The sequence below is a fragment of the Bradyrhizobium sp. SZCCHNRI3052 genome, assembly GCF_032484895.1.
Taxonomy (GTDB): Bacteria; Pseudomonadota; Alphaproteobacteria; order Rhizobiales; family Xanthobacteraceae; genus Bradyrhizobium.
The window spans coordinates 319,998-335,596 of record NZ_JAUETW010000007.1; the positions used below are offsets into that span (position 1 = coordinate 319,998).

15 protein-coding genes are annotated in these 15,599 nt (G+C 65.9%); 14 read left to right on the top strand and 1 reads right to left on the bottom strand.

Annotation, left to right across the window (positions count from 1 at the left end):
• Window positions 1-20 precede the first annotated feature (20 nt).
• The 13 genes from tsf to lpxB all read left to right on the top strand — a co-directional run bounded on the left by tsf (window position 21) and on the right by lpxB (window position 13,815).
• Window positions 21-944: a translation elongation factor Ts gene (gene tsf / locus QW887_RS21010; RefSeq protein ID WP_315711597.1), complete on the top strand. Its 924-nt coding sequence runs from the start codon at window positions 21-23 to the stop codon at window positions 942-944.
• Window positions 945-1,018: 74 nt separating this feature from the next.
• Window positions 1,019-1,735, top strand: a complete 717-nt coding sequence (gene pyrH / locus QW887_RS21015; protein ID WP_315711598.1) for a UMP kinase — start codon at window positions 1,019-1,021, stop codon at window positions 1,733-1,735.
• A gap of 162 nt (window positions 1,736-1,897) precedes the next feature.
• A complete protein-coding gene (gene frr / locus QW887_RS21020; RefSeq protein WP_315711599.1) occupies window positions 1,898-2,461 on the top strand; it encodes a ribosome recycling factor in 564 nt (187 codons plus the stop codon).
• 12 nt (window positions 2,462-2,473) lie between these two features.
• Window positions 2,474-3,232: an isoprenyl transferase gene (locus QW887_RS21025; RefSeq protein ID WP_315827149.1), complete on the top strand. Its 759-nt coding sequence runs from the start codon at window positions 2,474-2,476 to the stop codon at window positions 3,230-3,232.
• The gene (locus tag QW887_RS21030) at window positions 3,229-4,116 is read left to right on the top strand and encodes a phosphatidate cytidylyltransferase (protein ID WP_315827148.1); all 888 of its coding nucleotides are present in this window, start codon (window positions 3,229-3,231) and stop codon (window positions 4,114-4,116) included. Before QW887_RS21025 ends, QW887_RS21030 begins: the two co-directional genes overlap by 4 nt.
• Window positions 4,117-4,157: 41 nt before the next feature.
• Complete coding sequence (gene dxr, locus QW887_RS21035; RefSeq protein ID WP_315711602.1) at window positions 4,158-5,381, top strand: 1-deoxy-D-xylulose-5-phosphate reductoisomerase; 1,224 nt, start codon at window positions 4,158-4,160, stop codon at window positions 5,379-5,381.
• A gap of 39 nt (window positions 5,382-5,420) precedes the next feature.
• Window positions 5,421-6,572 carry an RIP metalloprotease RseP gene (gene rseP / locus QW887_RS21040; RefSeq protein ID WP_315750909.1) on the top strand — a complete coding sequence of 384 codons (1,152 nt, stop codon included), beginning with the start codon at window positions 5,421-5,423 and terminating at the stop codon, window positions 6,570-6,572.
• Window positions 6,573-6,746: 174 nt separating this feature from the next.
• A complete protein-coding gene (gene bamA / locus QW887_RS21045; RefSeq protein ID WP_315711604.1) occupies window positions 6,747-9,287 on the top strand; it encodes an outer membrane protein assembly factor BamA in 2,541 nt (846 codons plus the stop codon).
• A 117-nt stretch (window positions 9,288-9,404) separates the two neighbouring features.
• Window positions 9,405-10,472 carry a UDP-3-O-(3-hydroxymyristoyl)glucosamine N-acyltransferase gene (gene lpxD, locus QW887_RS21050; protein ID WP_315711605.1) on the top strand — a complete coding sequence of 356 codons (1,068 nt, stop codon included), beginning with the start codon at window positions 9,405-9,407 and terminating at the stop codon, window positions 10,470-10,472.
• Complete coding sequence (fabZ, locus tag QW887_RS21055) at window positions 10,472-10,930, top strand: 3-hydroxyacyl-ACP dehydratase FabZ (RefSeq protein WP_284418776.1); 459 nt, start codon at window positions 10,472-10,474, stop codon at window positions 10,928-10,930. The genes lpxD and fabZ overlap by 1 nt, the downstream gene beginning before the upstream one ends.
• A 29-nt stretch (window positions 10,931-10,959) precedes the next feature.
• A complete protein-coding gene (gene lpxA / locus QW887_RS21060) occupies window positions 10,960-11,769 on the top strand; it encodes an acyl-ACP--UDP-N-acetylglucosamine O-acyltransferase (RefSeq protein ID WP_315711606.1) in 810 nt (269 codons plus the stop codon).
• A 4-nt stretch (window positions 11,770-11,773) separates the two neighbouring features.
• On the top strand, window positions 11,774-12,631 hold the full coding sequence (locus tag QW887_RS21065) for an LpxI family protein (protein ID WP_315750910.1): 858 nt from the start codon (window positions 11,774-11,776) through the stop codon (window positions 12,629-12,631).
• Window positions 12,632-12,657: 26 nt separating this feature from the next.
• Window positions 12,658-13,815: a lipid-A-disaccharide synthase gene (lpxB, locus tag QW887_RS21070; RefSeq protein ID WP_316170127.1), complete on the top strand. Its 1,158-nt coding sequence runs from the start codon at window positions 12,658-12,660 to the stop codon at window positions 13,813-13,815.
• Here lpxB and QW887_RS21075 read toward each other — a convergent pair whose 3' ends face one another.
• Window positions 13,816-15,054 carry a GAF domain-containing sensor histidine kinase gene (locus tag QW887_RS21075; protein ID WP_315711609.1) on the bottom strand — a complete coding sequence of 413 codons (1,239 nt, stop codon included), beginning with the start codon at window positions 15,052-15,054 and terminating at the stop codon, window positions 13,816-13,818.
• Between the two features lie 136 nt (window positions 15,055-15,190).
• Between QW887_RS21075 and QW887_RS21080 the strand changes: the two genes are divergently transcribed.
• On the top strand, window positions 15,191-15,556 hold the full coding sequence (locus tag QW887_RS21080) for a response regulator (RefSeq protein ID WP_315711610.1): 366 nt from the start codon (window positions 15,191-15,193) through the stop codon (window positions 15,554-15,556).
• Window positions 15,557-15,599 lie beyond the last annotated feature (43 nt).

The following is a 15,599-nucleotide window of genomic DNA, read 5'->3' on the forward strand; positions in this document are numbered from 1 at the left end:
AGGCAAAAGGACGTTCAACGATGGCTAATATCACCGCAGCGATGGTGAAGGACCTGCGCGAGTCGACCGGCGCGGGCATGATGGACTGCAAGGCCGCGCTCACCGAGAACGGCGGCGACATGCAGGCCGCGCAGGATTGGCTGCGCAAGAAGGGCCTGTCGAAGGCCGCCAAGAAGGCCGGTCGCGTTGCGGCCGAGGGCCTGATCGGCGCGCTGACCTCCGGCAAGAAGGGCGTGGTCGTCGAGGTCAATTCCGAGACCGACTTCGTCGCCCGCAACGAGCACTTCCAGGGTCTGGTCAAGATGATTGCCCAGGTCGCGCTCGACGTCGGGGCCGACGTGGAGAAGATCAAGGCCGCCAAGGTGGGCAGCATCACGGTCGAGGCCGCGATTGCCGATTCGATCGCCACCATCGGTGAGAACCAGACGCTGCGGCGTGCGGCTTCGCTCGAAGTGAGCCAAGGCGTCGTGTCGAGCTACGTCCATGGCGCCGTCATCGAGGGTGCCGGCAAGCTCGGCGTGATCGTGGCGCTGGAGTCGCCCGGCAAGACCGACGAGCTCGCCGTGCTCGGCCGTCAGCTCGCGATGCACGTCGCCGCTGCCAATCCGCAGGCGATCGATGCGGCGGGTCTCGATCCGGAGCTCGTCAAGCGCGAGAAGGACGTGCTCGCCGACAAGTATCGTCAGCAGGGCAAGCCGGAAAACGTGATCGAGAAGATCGTCGAGTCCGGCCTGAAGACCTACTACAAGGAAGTCACCCTGCTCGAGCAGGCCTTCATCCATGACAGCGGCAAGTCGGTCGCGCAGGCGCTGAAGGAAGCCGAAGGCAAGGTCGGCGGTCCGATCAAGGTTGCCGGTTTCGTCCGCTATGCCCTCGGTGAGGGTATCGAGAAGGAAGAGACCGACTTCGCTGCCGAAGTCGCCGCCGCCAGCGGCAAGAAGTAACGACTGAGCACAGTCACGATCCGGCGCGGCGTTCGCGCCGGATCTCAACGCGCGGGATAGGAGAGCATTGGCACATGGCTGAGCCGGTCTATCGTCGCGTCGTGGTCAAGCTGTCCGGCGAATATCTCGCGGGCCCTCATTCCTTCGGCATCGACCAGCCGACCGTCGACCGCATCGCCGATGACCTCATCGCGGCCCAGAAGCTCGGCGTCGAGATCGCCGTCGTGGTCGGCGGCGGCAACATGGTGCGCGGCGTCGAGGTGTCGTCGCAGGGCGTGTCGCGTCCGACCGGCGACACCATGGGCATGCTCGCCACCGTCATGAACTGCCTGGCGCTGGAAGCCGCCATCCAGCGCAAGGGCACCCCGGCGCAGGCGCTCTCCGCTTTCGTCATGCCGGAGGTGTGCGAGCTGTTCACCCGCGCTGCGGCGCACAAGTCGCTGGCCGAAGGACGCATCGTCGTGCTCGGGGGCGGCACCGGCAATCCCTATTTCACGACCGATACCACAGCGGTCTTGCGGGCGGCCGAGATCGGTGCCCAGGCCGTGCTCAAGGCCACCAATGTCGATGGCGTCTATAGCGCCGATCCCAAGAAGGATCCGGCCGCCAAGCGCTTCGACCGGCTGACCCATTCGCAGGCCATCGAAGGCGGCTACAAGGTCATGGACGCGACCGCATTCGCCCTTGCCCGGGAAACGTCGCTGCCTATCATTGTGTTCTCCATTGCCGAACCGGGCTCGATCGGCGCGATGCTGCAGGGCGAAGGGCGCGGCACCATCGTCGCGGGGTGAGCCGCGGCACCGTCGGCCGCCGGTGTTGGACCGATCCCGAGCCTGCGGTAGAAGCGTAAGCGAGACAGGATTTCATCCGGGAGTCGCCCGAGTCCGGCCGCAGGCATTTCAAGGCCTGGCAGAGCCGGCCGCAACGCCCCGGATTGCAGAAAGGAAAGCGTGATGAGCACGGGCAATTTCGACCTCAACGAACTGAAGCGCCGCATGCAGGGCGCGACCCAGGCGCTGAAGCACGAGCTCGGCGGCCTGCGCACCGGCCGCGCCTCGGCGTCGATGGTGGAGCCGGTCCAGGTCGAAGCCTATGGCTCGCACATGCCGCTCAACCAGCTCGCGACCGTCTCCGTTCCCGAGCCGCGCCTGCTCTCGGTGCAGGTCTGGGACCGCTCCATGGTCAAGGCCGTCGAGAAGGCGATCGTCGATTCCAACCTCGGCCTGTCGCCGGCGACCGAAGGCCAGGTGATCCGGCTGCGCATTCCCGAGCTCAACCAGGAGCGGCGCAAGGAGCTGGTCAAGGTCGCGCATAAATATGCGGAAGCTGCCCGTGTCGCCGTCCGCCATGTCCGCCGCGACGGTCTCGATACCCTCAAGAAGCTCGAGAAGAATCACGAGATGTCCGAGGACGATCAGGAGCGCCTCGCTGCCGACGTGCAGAAGGCGACCGACAGCGTGATCTCGGAGATCGACCAGCTGCTGGCGGCGAAGGAAAAGGAAATCCTCACCGTCTGAAGGATGCGCTTGATGTCCAATGCCGCGGCCCCGATGACGGAGGCGCCGGACCGGTCCGACGGACCGGCCCATGTTGCCATCATCATGGATGGCAACGGCCGCTGGGCTGCGGCCCGCGGGCTGCCGCGCGCGGAAGGGCATCGCCGTGGCGTCGAGGCGTTGCGCCGCGTGGTGCGCGCCTCGCATGAGCTCGGCATTCGCTATCTCACCATCTTCTCGTTCTCGTCCGAGAACTGGTCGCGTCCGGCCAGCGAGATCGGCGACCTGTTTGGGCTGCTCCGCCGCTTCATCCGCAACGATCTCGCGACCCTGCATCGCGACGGCGTGCGTGTCAGGGTGATCGGCGAGCGCGACGGGCTCGAGCCCGACATCTGCGCGCTCCTCAGCGAGGCCGAGGAACTGACCCGGGGCAACACCAAGCTCACGCTCGTGGTCGCCTTCAACTACGGCTCGCGCCAGGAGATCGCGCGCGCGGCGCAGCGTCTGGCCCGCGAGGTCGCCGAGGGCCGGCGCGATCCGGCTTCGATCGATGCCGATGCGATCGGCGCTCATCTCGATGCGCCCGATATTCCAGATCCCGATCTCATCATCCGCACCAGCGGCGAGCAGCGGCTGTCCAACTTCCTGATGTGGCAGGCGGCCTATAGCGAGCTGGTGTTCGTGCCGATCCATTGGCCCGACTTCGACAAGGCCGCGCTGGAGGGCGCGATCGCCGAGTTCGGCCGGCGTGAACGCCGCTTCGGCGGTCTCGTGGCGAAAACCGCCTCGTGACCAAACCGGATACCGCAGCCGTGAGAGACGCCGCCAACGCCGCGCAGCGCAATGATCCCGCGCCGCCGAAAAAGGCTGCAACCAGCAATCTGGTGATGCGGGTGGCGGCGGCGCTGGTGCTGGTGCCGCTGGCGCTCGGCGCCGCCTATGCCGGCGGCGTATTCTGGACCGCACTGGTCACGGTGGTCGCGGTCGGCCTGTATCTCGAATGGCTGATGGTGGTGGGCGAGGTTCGCACGGCCAGCGTCGGCACGGCCGGCGCACTGGCCATCGGCGTTGCCGGCCTTTGCTGCGCCTATGGCCTGATCGACTTCGCCGTCGTCGTGCTTGGGCTCGGCCTGGTCGCGGTCACGGCGCTCGCTGCGGGACGTCGCGCCTGGGTGGCCGCCGGCTTCGCCTACGCGTCGGCCGCCGAGCTCGGCTCGGTGCTGGTGCGCTTCGATGCGGCCGAGGGATGGCATGCGCTGGTGCTGGTGTTTCTGGTCGTATGGGCCAGCGACATCGGCGGCTACGTGGCGGGCCGCAGCATCGGCGGGCCGAAGCTCGCGCCGCGGATCAGCCCGAACAAGACCTGGGCCGGCGCCGTCGGCGGCTTCGCCGCCAGCCTCGTCGCCGCGGCCGCCTGGTCGATGGCCGGCGCCGGCGGCCTGATGGCGATGCTCATGCTCGCCGCGGCGCTGTCGGTGGTCTCGCAGCTCGGCGACCTGCTCGAATCTGCGGTGAAGCGGCAGTTCGGGGTCAAGGACTCCAGTCACATCATTCCCGGCCATGGCGGCCTGTTGGATCGCCTGGACGGCTATGTCGCGGCGATCGTCGTCGCTGCGTTGCTCGGTTTGCTGCGCGGCGGCCTCGATGGCGTCGGCCGCGGTCTTCTGGTTTGGTGACCGGCAGCGCGGCTGGCCGGTCGAGATTGTTTGGTGAGAACATGAGCGCAGTGCCATTGCGGAACAACAAGGCCGGTCTCGCGGAGGTGCGCAGCGTCACCGTGCTCGGCGCCACCGGCTCGATCGGCGATTCGACCATGGACCTCGTGCGCGGCGCGCCGGAGCGCTACCGCGTCGAGGCGCTGACCGGCAACAGCAACGTCCAGGGCCTGGTGAAGCTGGCCCGGGAGTTCAACCCGCGCTTCGTGGCGGTGGCCGATCCGGCCGGCCTCGACGAGCTGCGCGACGCGCTGGCGGGCACCGGGATCGAATGCGGGGCAGGGGAGAGCGCCATCATCGAGGCGGCAGCCCGTCCCGCCGACTGGGTCATGGCCGCCGTCTCCGGTGCCGCCGGCCTCAAGCCGGCGCTCGCCGCGGTGGACCGCGGCGCGACCGTGGCGCTCGCCAACAAGGAATGCCTGGTCTGTGCCGGCGATTTCTTCATGGAGCGGGCCGCGCGGGCTGGCGCCTGCATCCTGCCGGCCGATTCGGAGCACAACGCGCTGTTCCAGGCGCTGTCCTCGGGCAATCGCGAGGAACTGGTGCGGGTGATCATCACCGCCTCCGGCGGCCCGTTCCGCACCTGGGCGCCGGCCGATATCGAGCAGGCGACCTTGGCCCAGGCGCTGAAACATCCGAACTGGAGCATGGGTCAGAAGATCACGATCGATTCGGCCTCGATGATGAACAAGGGCCTCGAGGTGATCGAGGCGTCCTACCTGTTCGCGCTGTCGCCCGACGAGATCGACGTCCTGGTCCACCCGCAGTCGATCGTCCACGGCATGGTCGAGTTCTCCGACCGTTCGGTGGTGGCGCAGCTCGGCGCGCCGGACATGAGGATTCCGATCGCCCACTGCCTGGGCTGGCCGGAGCGCATCAAGGGGCCGTCGGCCCGGCTCGATCTCGCCAAGATCGGCACGCTGACCTTCGAGGCCCCGGACTTCGAGCGGTTCCCCGGTCTGCGGCTGGCGTACGATTCGCTGCGCACTGGGCGCGGCGCGACGACGGTGTTCAACGCGGCCAACGAGGTCGCCGTCGCGGCCTTCATCGCTGGTCACATCCGGTTCGGTGCGATCGCCCGGCTGGTCGAGGCGACCCTCGAGGACTGGACGCGTTCGGGTAATCTGGCACCGTTGACCTCGGCGGACGACGCCATCGCCATTGACCATGACGCGCGAAAAAGGGCCTCCGGCCTCTTGCCTCAAATCGCCGCAAAAGCATCTTAAAGGGTTGGACGGGCCACCGGCCCATCGGGAAGGTCATCGATGTCGGAATTTTTCCACCATATCTTCAATACGTTGAGCCACGGCCTTCTCGGCTACATCGTCCCGTTCCTGTTCGTGCTGACGATCGTGGTGTTCTTCCACGAACTCGGCCATTTCCTGATCGCGCGCTGGGCCGGCGTGAAGGTGTTGACGTTTTCGCTCGGATTTGGCCCAGAACTGATCGGTTTCAACGACCGCCACAACACCCGCTGGAAGATCTCGGCGATCCCGCTCGGCGGCTACGTGAAGTTCTTCGGCGACGAATCCGAGGCCTCGACGCCGTCGGCCGAGGCGCTCGCCAAGATGACGGCCGAGGAGCGGGCCGACAGCTTCCACCACAAGACCGTCGGTCAGCGCGCTGCGATCGTCGCGGCCGGCCCGATCGCCAATTTCATCCTCGCGGTCATCATCTTCGCCGGCATGGCGCTGTATTTCGGCAAGCCGAACACGACCCCGCGGGTCGATGCCGTCCAGCCGGACAGCGTCGCGGCCCAGGCCGGCTTCAAGGACGGTGACGTCGTCGCCGCCATCGACGGCCGGGCGATCGAGACCTTCGCCGACATGCAGCGCGTCGTCTCGGTCAGCGCCGGCACCGAATTGTCCTTCCTGATCAAGCGGGACGGCACGGAACTCACCCTGAAGGCGACGCCGGCGCTCAAGGAGGTCAAGGACCTGTTCGGCAACAGCCACCGGATCGGCGTGCTCGGCATCCAGTACAACGCCAAGCCGGACGAATCGCGGTCGATCCCCGTCGGGTTCCTCGAGTCGATCAAGATCGGTTTCGAGCAGGTCTGGTTCATCATCTCCACGACCTTCAAGTTCATCGCCTCGCTGTTCGCGGGCGCCGGGAGCGCCGGCGACGTCGGCGGTCCGATCCGAATCGCACAACTCTCGGGACAGGCAGCCAGCCTCGGCTTCCAGTTCGTTGTGCAACTGTGCGCGACGCTGTCGGTCTCGATCGGGCTCCTGAACCTGTTCCCGGTTCCGCTGCTCGATGGCGGACACCTGTTGTTCTATGGGGTCGAGGCCGTCCGCGGCCGGCCGCTGTCAGAGCGGGCGCAGGAGATGGGGTTCCGAATCGGCCTCGGGCTGGTCCTCATGCTCATGGTCTTTGCAACCTATAACGATATCCTTCACCTCGCCGGGTCCTGAGCGCGGCTTTTTTACGACGTGGCCGTTGGGCAACGTTTTGAAACGAATTTGAAAATTCAGAGAGATCCGGCGTTTGCCGCCGGGTCCAAATTGGCTACAAGCGAACGACAAATGGGAATCTGTCGGGTTCGTAGGGGTACGGAACCGGCAACGGAATATAAGGGCGCGTAGCGCATGAAGTTCGGATTGCGGGTGCGGGGGGGCTTGGCGGCCGCCTTTATCATGTTCGCCGGCCCGGTGGCTTTGCCGCTGGCGAGCGTGGTTCTTTCGTCGCCAGCTGCGGCTCAGACGGTCAACTCGATCGAAGTGGTCGGTAACCGCCGCGTCGAGCTGGAGACCATCCGCTCGTACTTCAAGCCGGGCCCCGGCGGGACGCTCGACGCCGGCCGGGTCGATGACGGCCTCAAGGCGCTGATCGAGACCGGCCTGTTCTCCGACGTGAAGATCAACCGCCAGGGCGGGCGCCTGATCGTCACGGTCGTCGAGAACCCGGTGATCGGCCGCGTCGCGTTCGAGGGCAACAAGAAGGTCAAGGACGAGCAGCTCCAGGCGGAAGTGCAGTCGAAGCCGCGCGGCACGCTGTCGCGCCCGATGGTGCAGTCCGACGCCCAGCGCATCGCGGAGATCTATCGCCGCTCGGGCCGTTACGACGTGCGCGTCACGCCGGAAATGATCGAGCAGCCGAACAACCGCGTCGACCTGATCTTCACGATCGAGGAAGGCGCGAAGACCGGCGTGAAGTCGATCGAGTTCGTCGGCAACAACGCCTTCTCGTCCTATCGCCTCAAGGACGTCATCAAGACCCGCGAGACCAACCTCCTGAGCTTCCTCGGCTCGGGCGACGTCTACGATCCGGACCGTGTCGAGGCCGACCGCGACCTGATTCGCCGCTTCTACCTGAAGAACGGCTATGCCGACGTGCAGGTCGTGGCTGCGCTCAGCGAGTACGATCCGGAGCGCAAGGGCTTCCTCGTGACCTTCAAGATCGAGGAAGGCCAGCAGTACCGGGTCGGTTCGGTCGACTTCCAGTCGTCGATCGCGACGCTCGACGCCACCACGCTGCGCGGATATTCGCGCGTCAGCGTCGGCTCGCTCTACAACGTCGAGAACATCGAGAAGTCGGTCGAGGAGATGCAGATCGAGGCCTCGCGGCGCGGCTACGCGTTCGCGGTGGTCCGTCCGCGCGGCGATCGCAACTTCGAGGCTCATACGGTGTCGGTCGTGTTCGCCATCGACGAGGGCCCGCGCACCTATATCGAGCGCATCAACATCCGCGGCAACACCCGCACCCGTGACTACGTCATTCGCCGCGAGTTCGACATCTCCGAGGGCGACGCCTACAACCGCGCCCTGGTGGACCGTGCCGAGCGCCGCCTGAAGAACCTCGACTTCTTCAAGGACGTGAAGATCGTCACCGAGCCGGGCTCTTCGAGCGACCGCGTGGTTCTGAACGTCAACCTGGAAGAGAAGTCGACCGGCGACTTCTCGATCTCCGGCGGTTATTCGACCACGGACGGTGCGCTCGCCGAGGTCTCGATCTCCGAGCGCAACTTCCTCGGCCGCGGCCTGTTCGCCAAGGCGTCGGTGACCTACGGCCAGTTCGCCCGCGGCTACTCGCTGTCGTTCGTCGAGCCCTATCTGCTCGACTACCGGGTCGCGCTGGGCCTCGACCTCTACCAGCGCCAGCAGCTCGCCAACAACTTCATCTCCTACGGCACCAAGACGCTCGGCTTCAGCCCGCGCCTCGGCTTCCAGTTGCGGGAAGACCTGTCGCTGCAGCTGCGCTACTCGATCTATCGCCAGGAGATCTCGCTGCCGGCGACGCTGTCGGACTGTAACAACGTCGCGGCCGGCACCCTGATCGGCAACCGCTTCGTGCCGTTCAATCCGACGCCGGCGTTCATCAATGCGAATGGTCTCGCCGATCCGAACGGCGGTCTCGGCTGCTTTGCCAATGGCGAGGCCTCGCTGCCGGTCCGCCAGGAGCTGGCGAACGGCGCGACGCTGACCTCGGCACTCGGCTACACGCTGAACTACAACACGCTCGACAACAACAAGAACCCGACCGACGGCCTGCTGGTCGACTTCAAGCAGGACTTCGCGGGTGTCGGCGGCGATGTGTCGTACCTGAAGACCGCGTTCGATGCGAAGTACTTCACCCCGCTGGTGTCGGACATCGTCAGCATCGTCCACCTCCAGGGCGGCATCCTGAACAAGATCGGCAATACGCAGCTGCGCATGCTCGATCACTTCCAGATGGGTCCGAACCTGGTTCGCGGCTTCGCTCCGAACGGCATTGGTCCGCGCGATATCAATCCGTTCGGCACGCAGGACGCGCTGGGCGGCACCAAGTACTGGGGCGCTTCGCTCGAACTGCAGATGCCGTTCTGGTTCCTGCCCAAGGAGACGGGCCTGAAGGGTGCCGTTTACGCCGACGCTGGCGGCCTGTGGGGCTATCAGGGTCCGACGTCCTGGGCTGCGACGGGCGAGGTTAATACCCCCGGCTGTATCAAGCCGACGCGCAACCCGAACAACGCCGGCACCTGCCTTGGTCTGCAGTTCGATGACCAGAACAAGGTCCGGACCTCGGTCGGCGTGGGTCTGGTGTGGGCGTCGCCGTTCGGTCCGCTGCGCTTCGACTACGCGATCCCGCTCACCAAGGGTCAGTTCGACCGGACGCAGGAATTCCGGTTCGGCGGCGGTACATCGTTCTGAGCCTGGGCCGATCGAATCCGGGTTGGCATCGACCAACCTCGCCGGTGTAAGAAATGGGAGCTCGGTTCCGGGACACCGGAGCCGGGCTCTGACTTTTTGTCTTGAGAGTACGACGGAATGGCCCAGCCGACCTTCTTCCAATCGCCGCCGCCCACGACCCTGGCAGCGATCGCCGCCGCCGCCAAGGCCACCCTGGTCGACCCATCCCGCGGCGAGCAGGTCGTCAAGGGACTGGCGTCGCTCGACGAGGCCGGCCCGATGCATCTGGCGTTCTTCGACAACCTCAGATACGCAGGCCAGCTCGCCGGGACCAAAGCGGGCGCCTGCCTGGTCAGTCCGCGATTCGAGGCGCGCGTGCCGTCCCACGTCGCAGTGCTTCGCGCCAATCAGCCGTTCCGCGCCTTCGTGCAGCTCGCGCGCGAGTTCCATGCCGACGCACTGCGGCCGCAGCCCTGGTTCGGCGACGATGGAATCTCGCCTCAAGCCATCATCGATCCCACCGCGCGGCTGGAGGACGGCGTCATCGTCGAGCCGCTGGCGGTGATCGGCGCCCATGTCGAGATCGGCTCGGGGACGATCGTTGGTGCGGGTGCCGTGATCGGTCCCCACGTCAAGATCGGTCGCGACTGCAATGTCGGCGCCCGCACCGTCATCCAGTGCGCGCTGATCGGCAACGACGTCCTGATCCATCCTGGCTGCAGCATCGGCCAGGATGGCTACGGCTTCATCTTCTTCGGCGCGGATGGGCACACCAAGGTGCCGCAGACCGGGCGGGTGCTGATCCAGAACCATGTCGAGGTCGGCGCCGGCACGACGATCGACCGTGGCAGCCTGCGCGACACGGTGATCGGCGAGGGCACCAAGATCGACAACCAGGTGCAGATTGGCCACAATGTCACAATCGGACGGCATTGCCTGCTGGCGGCCCAGATCGGGCTGGCAGGAAGTCTCACGATCGGCGACAACGTCGCGCTCGGGGCGAAGGTTGGTATCAACAATCACCTGACGATCGGCGATGGTGCGCAGGTGACGGCGATGAGCGGCGTCAAGGACGACATTCCGCCGAACGGCCGGTGGGGCGGTTTCTTCGCCAAGCCGACCAAGCAGTGGTTCCGCGAGATCGTTGCGGTGGAACGGCTGGTGCGAGATTCGACCGCGACGAACAGGGACGAGGGACGGGAGTGATGGAGGAGTCACCCATCAGGTTTGCGGACGTCGACATCAACGAGATTCTCAAGACGCTGCCGCACCGTTATCCATTTCTCCTGATCGACCGCGTGAAGAACATCCGGGCCGACTACAGCGGCATCGGCGTCAAGAACGTCTCGATCGGCGAGCCCTGCTTCCAGGGGCACTTTCCGGAGCGGCCGGTCTATCCGGGCGTGCTGATGATCGAGGGCATGGCCCAGACCGCCGGCGTGATCGGCATCAAGTCGGTCGAGGGCACGGAAAAGCCGCGCGCGGTGTATTTCCTCACCATCGACAAGTGCAAGTTCCGCAAGCCGGTGCTGCCCGGCCAGACCATCGAGTATCACATGCGCTCGATCGGCCGGCGCAAGACGATGTGGTGGTTCCACGGCGATGCCAAGGTCGACGGCGTCGTCGTCGCCGAGGCCGATGTCGGCGCGATGCTGACCGACTGACGGGCTGGTAGAAAGTTGATTGCGTCGAAATGAGCAAGATTGATCCCACCGCACGCGTCGAGGATGGCGCCGTCATCGGTGAGGGGACCGTGATCGGTCCTTACTGCATCGTCGGCCCCAACGTCGTGATCGGGGCCAACTGCAAGCTGATCAGCCACGTCCAGATCATGGGCCACACCACGCTCGGCGATGACAACGTGATCTCGCCCTTCGTCGTGCTCGGCGGCGCGCCGCAGGATCTCAGCTATCGCGGCGAGCCGCATCGGCTCGAGATCGGCTCCGGCTGCACCTTCCGTGAAGGCGTGACGATGAACATCGGCACCACGAAAGGCGGCGGCCTGACCAAGGTCGGCAATGCCGGGTTCTTCATGAACAATGCCCATGTCGCCCACGATTGCGTTGTCGGCGACAACGTGATCTTCGCGACCTCGGCGACACTTGGCGGCCATGTCGAGGTCGGTGATTCCGTCTACATCGGCGGCCTGTCCGCGGTGCATCAGTTCACCCGCATCGGCCATGGCGTGATGGTCGGCGGCGTCTGCGGCGTACGCGGCGATATCATTCCGTATGGCCTCGCCAACGGCCAGTATGCCGCGCTCGAAGGTCTCAACGTCATTGGCATGAAGCGCCGCAAGTTCACACGCGAGCGCCTCGCCACGGTGCGTGCCTTCTATCAAAAGCTTTTCCATGGCCCCGGCGTGTTCGCCGATCGCCTCGCGGCGGTGCGGCCGCTGGCCGGCGAGGATCCCGCCATTGCCGAGATCCTCGCCTTCATCGATGGCGGCCGACATCGCGCCTTGTGCCTGCCCGAGATCGGCAGGCCGGCCATCGAGCCGTAGCGCCATGGCGACGCCGGCCGCCGTGACCTCTCCGCCGATCGGCATGATCGCCGCGGGCGGGGTGCTGCCTTTCGCGGTCGCCGATGCCATCGTCGCGCGCGGCCAGACGCCGGTGCTGTTCGCCTTGAAGGGCATCTGCGATCCAAAGCCGCTGGCGCGCTTCCGTCATCACTGGATCGGCCTCGGCCAACTCGGCAATGCCCTGAAGCTCCTGAAGGCCGAGGGCGTTCGCGATCTCATGTTCATCGGCAATCTCGTTCGTCCGGCCGTGTCGGAGATCCGCTTCGACTGGGGCACGCTGCGCGAGCTGCCCTACATCTGGTCGGCCTTTCGCGGCGGTGACGATCATCTGCTGTCCGGCGTCGGCCGCATCTTCGAGCGTCACGGCTTTCACATGATCGGCGTCAAGGACGTCGCCCCCAATCTGCTCGTGCCCGAAGGGCGGCTGACGCGGAGCGGGCCCAACGATCTGGTGACTGGCGACATCGCCAAAGGAATGTCCGTGCTCCGCGCCATGGCGCCGTTCGATGTCGGGCAGGCCGTGGTCGTGATCGACGGCCACGTCGTTGCGCTCGAGGACATCGAGGGCACCGACGGGCTGCTGGCCCGCGTGGCGCGGCTGCGCGCCGATCGCCGCATTCGTGCTGCTGCCGGGCGCGGCGTGCTGGTGAAGGCGCCCAAGGCCGGCCAGGACCTCCGCTACGACCTGCCGACCATCGGTCCGCGAACCATCGAGGGACTTTCGGCCGCGGGTCTCGCCGGAGTCGCCGTCGCTGCCGCCTATACTCTGCTCGCCGATCCCCAGGAGACAGTGGCTGCCGCCGATCGGGCAGGCGTGTTCATCACGGGTGTCACGGCGTGACGCCCCGGCCTCCGGCAGGCCCGGCCATGCGCAGGATCTGCCTGGTCGCGACCGAAGAGTCCGGTGATCGCCTCGGCGCCAGCCTGATGAAGGTGCTGCGCCAGCGGCTCGGCGACGGCGTCGAATTCTCCGGCGTCGGCGGCCGCGGCATGACACGCGAGGGGCTCGCCTCGCTGTTTCCGATCGAGGAGCTCTCGATCGTCGGCTTCGCGGCGGTGCTGAAGCAGCTGCCCAAGATCCTCCGCCTGATCCGCGGCACCGTCGATGCGATCGTTGCGGACCAGCCCGACGTGCTCGTCATCATCGACAGTCCCGATTTCACCCAGCGCGTGGCGAAGCGGGTTCACGCGCGCGATCCCGAGATTCCGATCGTGAACTACGTGGCACCGACCGTATGGGCGTGGCGCCCGGGCCGGGCGCGCGCGATGCGCGGCTACGTCGATCACGTGCTGGGCTTGCTGCCGTTCGAGCCGGAGGCGTTCCGAAGGCTCAATGGTCCGCCCTGCACCTATGTCGGCCATCCCCTGATCGAACAGCTCGCCAACCTGCGCCCCAATGCGGCAGAGCAGGCGCGCCGAGATGCCGACCCTCCCGTTCTGCTGGTGCTTCCTGGCAGCCGGCGCAGCGAGGTCGCTCGCCACATCGCCGTGTTCGGCGAGACATTGGCGCGGCTGCGCGCCCAAAACCTGGCCTTCGAAGCCGTGCTGCCCACCACGCCGCATCTCGAAGCCGCGGTGCGGGCTGGAGTCGCAAACTGGCCGCTCGTTCCGGAGATCATCACGGGCGAGGCCGAGAAGCGGGCAGCCTTCAGGCGCGCGCGCGCCGCGCTCGCCAAGTCCGGCACGGTGACCCTGGAGCTCGCGCTGTCCGGCGTGCCGATGGTGACGGCGTATCGCGTCGGCGAGATCGAGGCGTTCATTCTCCGGCGAGTCGTCAACGTGCAATCGGTCATTCTCGCCAATCTCGTGATCGGCGAGAACGTCATTCCGGAATTCCTTCAGGAAGCCTGCACCGCCGACAATCTCGCGCCCGTTCTCGCCGATCTCCTGGGCGACGGTCCGATACGTGCGCGCCAGGTCGAAGCGTTCGATCGCCTCGACGCGATCATGTCCACGGGCGCGGCCTCGCCGAGCGTGCGCGCGGCCGACATCGTGCTGGCAACGATGCGCAGCGGACGGCGCTGATCAGGCCTGAAGCGGCATCTTGAATTCGAAGGTCGCTCTGTCGCCGGTCGACGTGGCCTGGAGCGTGCCGCCATGCGCTCGCGCAATCTCGGAGGCGATGTAGAGTCCGAGCCCGAGACCATGCTGGCTCGGACGCTCGCCACGCATGTAGGGCTTGAACAGATTCTGCATCGCCTTGTCCGAGATCGGCGGTCCCTGATTGGTGACGGCGAGCACGAAACAGCCTTCGCTCGTTGTTGCGGAGACCTGGATCGGCTTGTCCTTGTCGCCGTAGGAGATGGCGTTGCCGAGCAGGTTCGAGAACAATTGTCCGATCTTGCTGCGGTCGCATTTGACCGGCTCCGCGATGTTGATCCGGGACTCGATCTCGTGATCGGGCCAGGCCAGACGGATCTCGGAGATGACCTGCTCGATCACCGGCGCCAGCGGTTGCCGCGCGTCGGGCTTGATCGTCAGGCCGCCGCCGAGGCGCCCCCGGGCGAAATCCATGATGTTGTCGACCAGTCCGGCCATGCGCATGACTGATTTCTGAATCATGGAAATGATCTCAGGCGCTCTGGCGCCGTCCTGGTTGCGCAGCAGCACGCGCATTCCGGCGTCGATCGAGGCCAGCGGATTGCGGAGGTCATGGCCGAGAACGCCGATGAATTGCTCTCTCAGCTCGGCGGTCCGGCGCTCGTCGAGCAGGTCAGCCTGGGTGATCTTCAGCCGTTCCTCGGTCGAAAACCTGCGCTTCTCGCTGAGGCCGAGGCTGGCCTGGCTGAGCGCGAAGCGCTGATGAAGCTCCAGCTGGGCCGCGATCAACTCCCCGAACAGCTGAAAGGTGCTGACGATCTCGGGCCGGTCCAGCTCGCGCGGCGCTGGATCGATCGCACACAGGGTGCCCCAGATGGTCCCGTCGGACAGGGTGATCGGAGCGGAGATATAGCTGCGAAAGCCGTAGAGCTTTGGCGTCGGGTGATCGCGAAACATGCGATCCGTCTCGACGTCACAGATGACGACAGCTTTGCCTCGCTCCCGGACCTCGCTGCAGATCGTCGTCTTGACGCGCAGCTCGCCGCCCTCTTTCAGGCCGAAATTGATGTCGTCGCGAACCGCACAACAGACCCATCGATCCGAGGTCACGCGCGCGACCGCAACGAATCCCATCCCGGTGATCCTGCTCACCGAGTCCAGAATTTTGGGAACGGCGTCGAGCTGCTGGACAGCGTCGACGTCCGGGTTGGGATTGGTCGTCATCGTATGCTCGAGCTGGTCCCCGATCCAGGATGCAAGTCGTGTCTTCGATTTGCACCGTTCAACGCATTCAGCCCCGGAACGTTCGCCGGAACAAAATGATCGTCGTGCGATTGAATGAGATTGGACAGGAGACAGAGTGTCCCGCGTTCGGCTCACAAGAAAAACAGTTCTGGTCGTTGAGGACGAGGGGCTGATCCGCGCCAACGCTGTCGACATGATCAGAGACCTCGGTTTCGAAGTCATCGAGGCAGCTGACGCCGATCAGGCCATTTCGCTTCTCGAACGATGTGACCGCATATCGGTGGTCTTCACGGACGTCCAAATGCCGGGGTCGATGGATGGCCTGCGGCTGGTCGCCGTCATCAGGGACCGCTGGCCTCCGGTCGCGCTCCTGGTGACGTCAGGTCAGGTGACCCCTTCGGAACTGCCGTCCGGCGCGCGCTTCCTTGCCAAGCCATACGGGGCCGAGCAGCTCAGGTCTCATCTCGAGGCGCTGGCCTGATGCACTCCCGGCCGATGCCGCGAGTCAGAAAGGTGCGACCTCA

Coding starts and splice junctions, on each gene's coding strand:
- lpxB (WP_316170127.1), top strand. CDS start 12,658: ATGCGCAGGATCTGCCTGGTCGCGACCGAAGAGTCCGGTGATCGCCTC.
- bamA (WP_315711604.1), top strand. CDS start 6,747: ATGAAGTTCGGATTGCGGGTGCGGGGGGGCTTGGCGGCCGCCTTTATC.
- QW887_RS21065 (WP_315750910.1), top strand. CDS start 11,774: ATGGCGACGCCGGCCGCCGTGACCTCTCCGCCGATCGGCATGATCGCC.
- QW887_RS21075 (WP_315711609.1), bottom strand. CDS start 15,054: ATGACGACCAATCCCAACCCGGACGTCGACGCTGTCCAGCAGCTCGAC.
- dxr (WP_315711602.1), top strand. CDS start 4,158: ATGAGCGCAGTGCCATTGCGGAACAACAAGGCCGGTCTCGCGGAGGTG.
- tsf (WP_315711597.1), top strand. CDS start 21: ATGGCTAATATCACCGCAGCGATGGTGAAGGACCTGCGCGAGTCGACC.
- QW887_RS21025 (WP_315827149.1), top strand. CDS start 2,474: ATGTCCAATGCCGCGGCCCCGATGACGGAGGCGCCGGACCGGTCCGAC.
- fabZ (WP_284418776.1), top strand. CDS start 10,472: ATGGAGGAGTCACCCATCAGGTTTGCGGACGTCGACATCAACGAGATT.
- frr (WP_315711599.1), top strand. CDS start 1,898: ATGAGCACGGGCAATTTCGACCTCAACGAACTGAAGCGCCGCATGCAG.
- pyrH (WP_315711598.1), top strand. CDS start 1,019: ATGGCTGAGCCGGTCTATCGTCGCGTCGTGGTCAAGCTGTCCGGCGAA.
- lpxD (WP_315711605.1), top strand. CDS start 9,405: ATGGCCCAGCCGACCTTCTTCCAATCGCCGCCGCCCACGACCCTGGCA.
- lpxA (WP_315711606.1), top strand. CDS start 10,960: ATGAGCAAGATTGATCCCACCGCACGCGTCGAGGATGGCGCCGTCATC.
- rseP (WP_315750909.1), top strand. CDS start 5,421: ATGTCGGAATTTTTCCACCATATCTTCAATACGTTGAGCCACGGCCTT.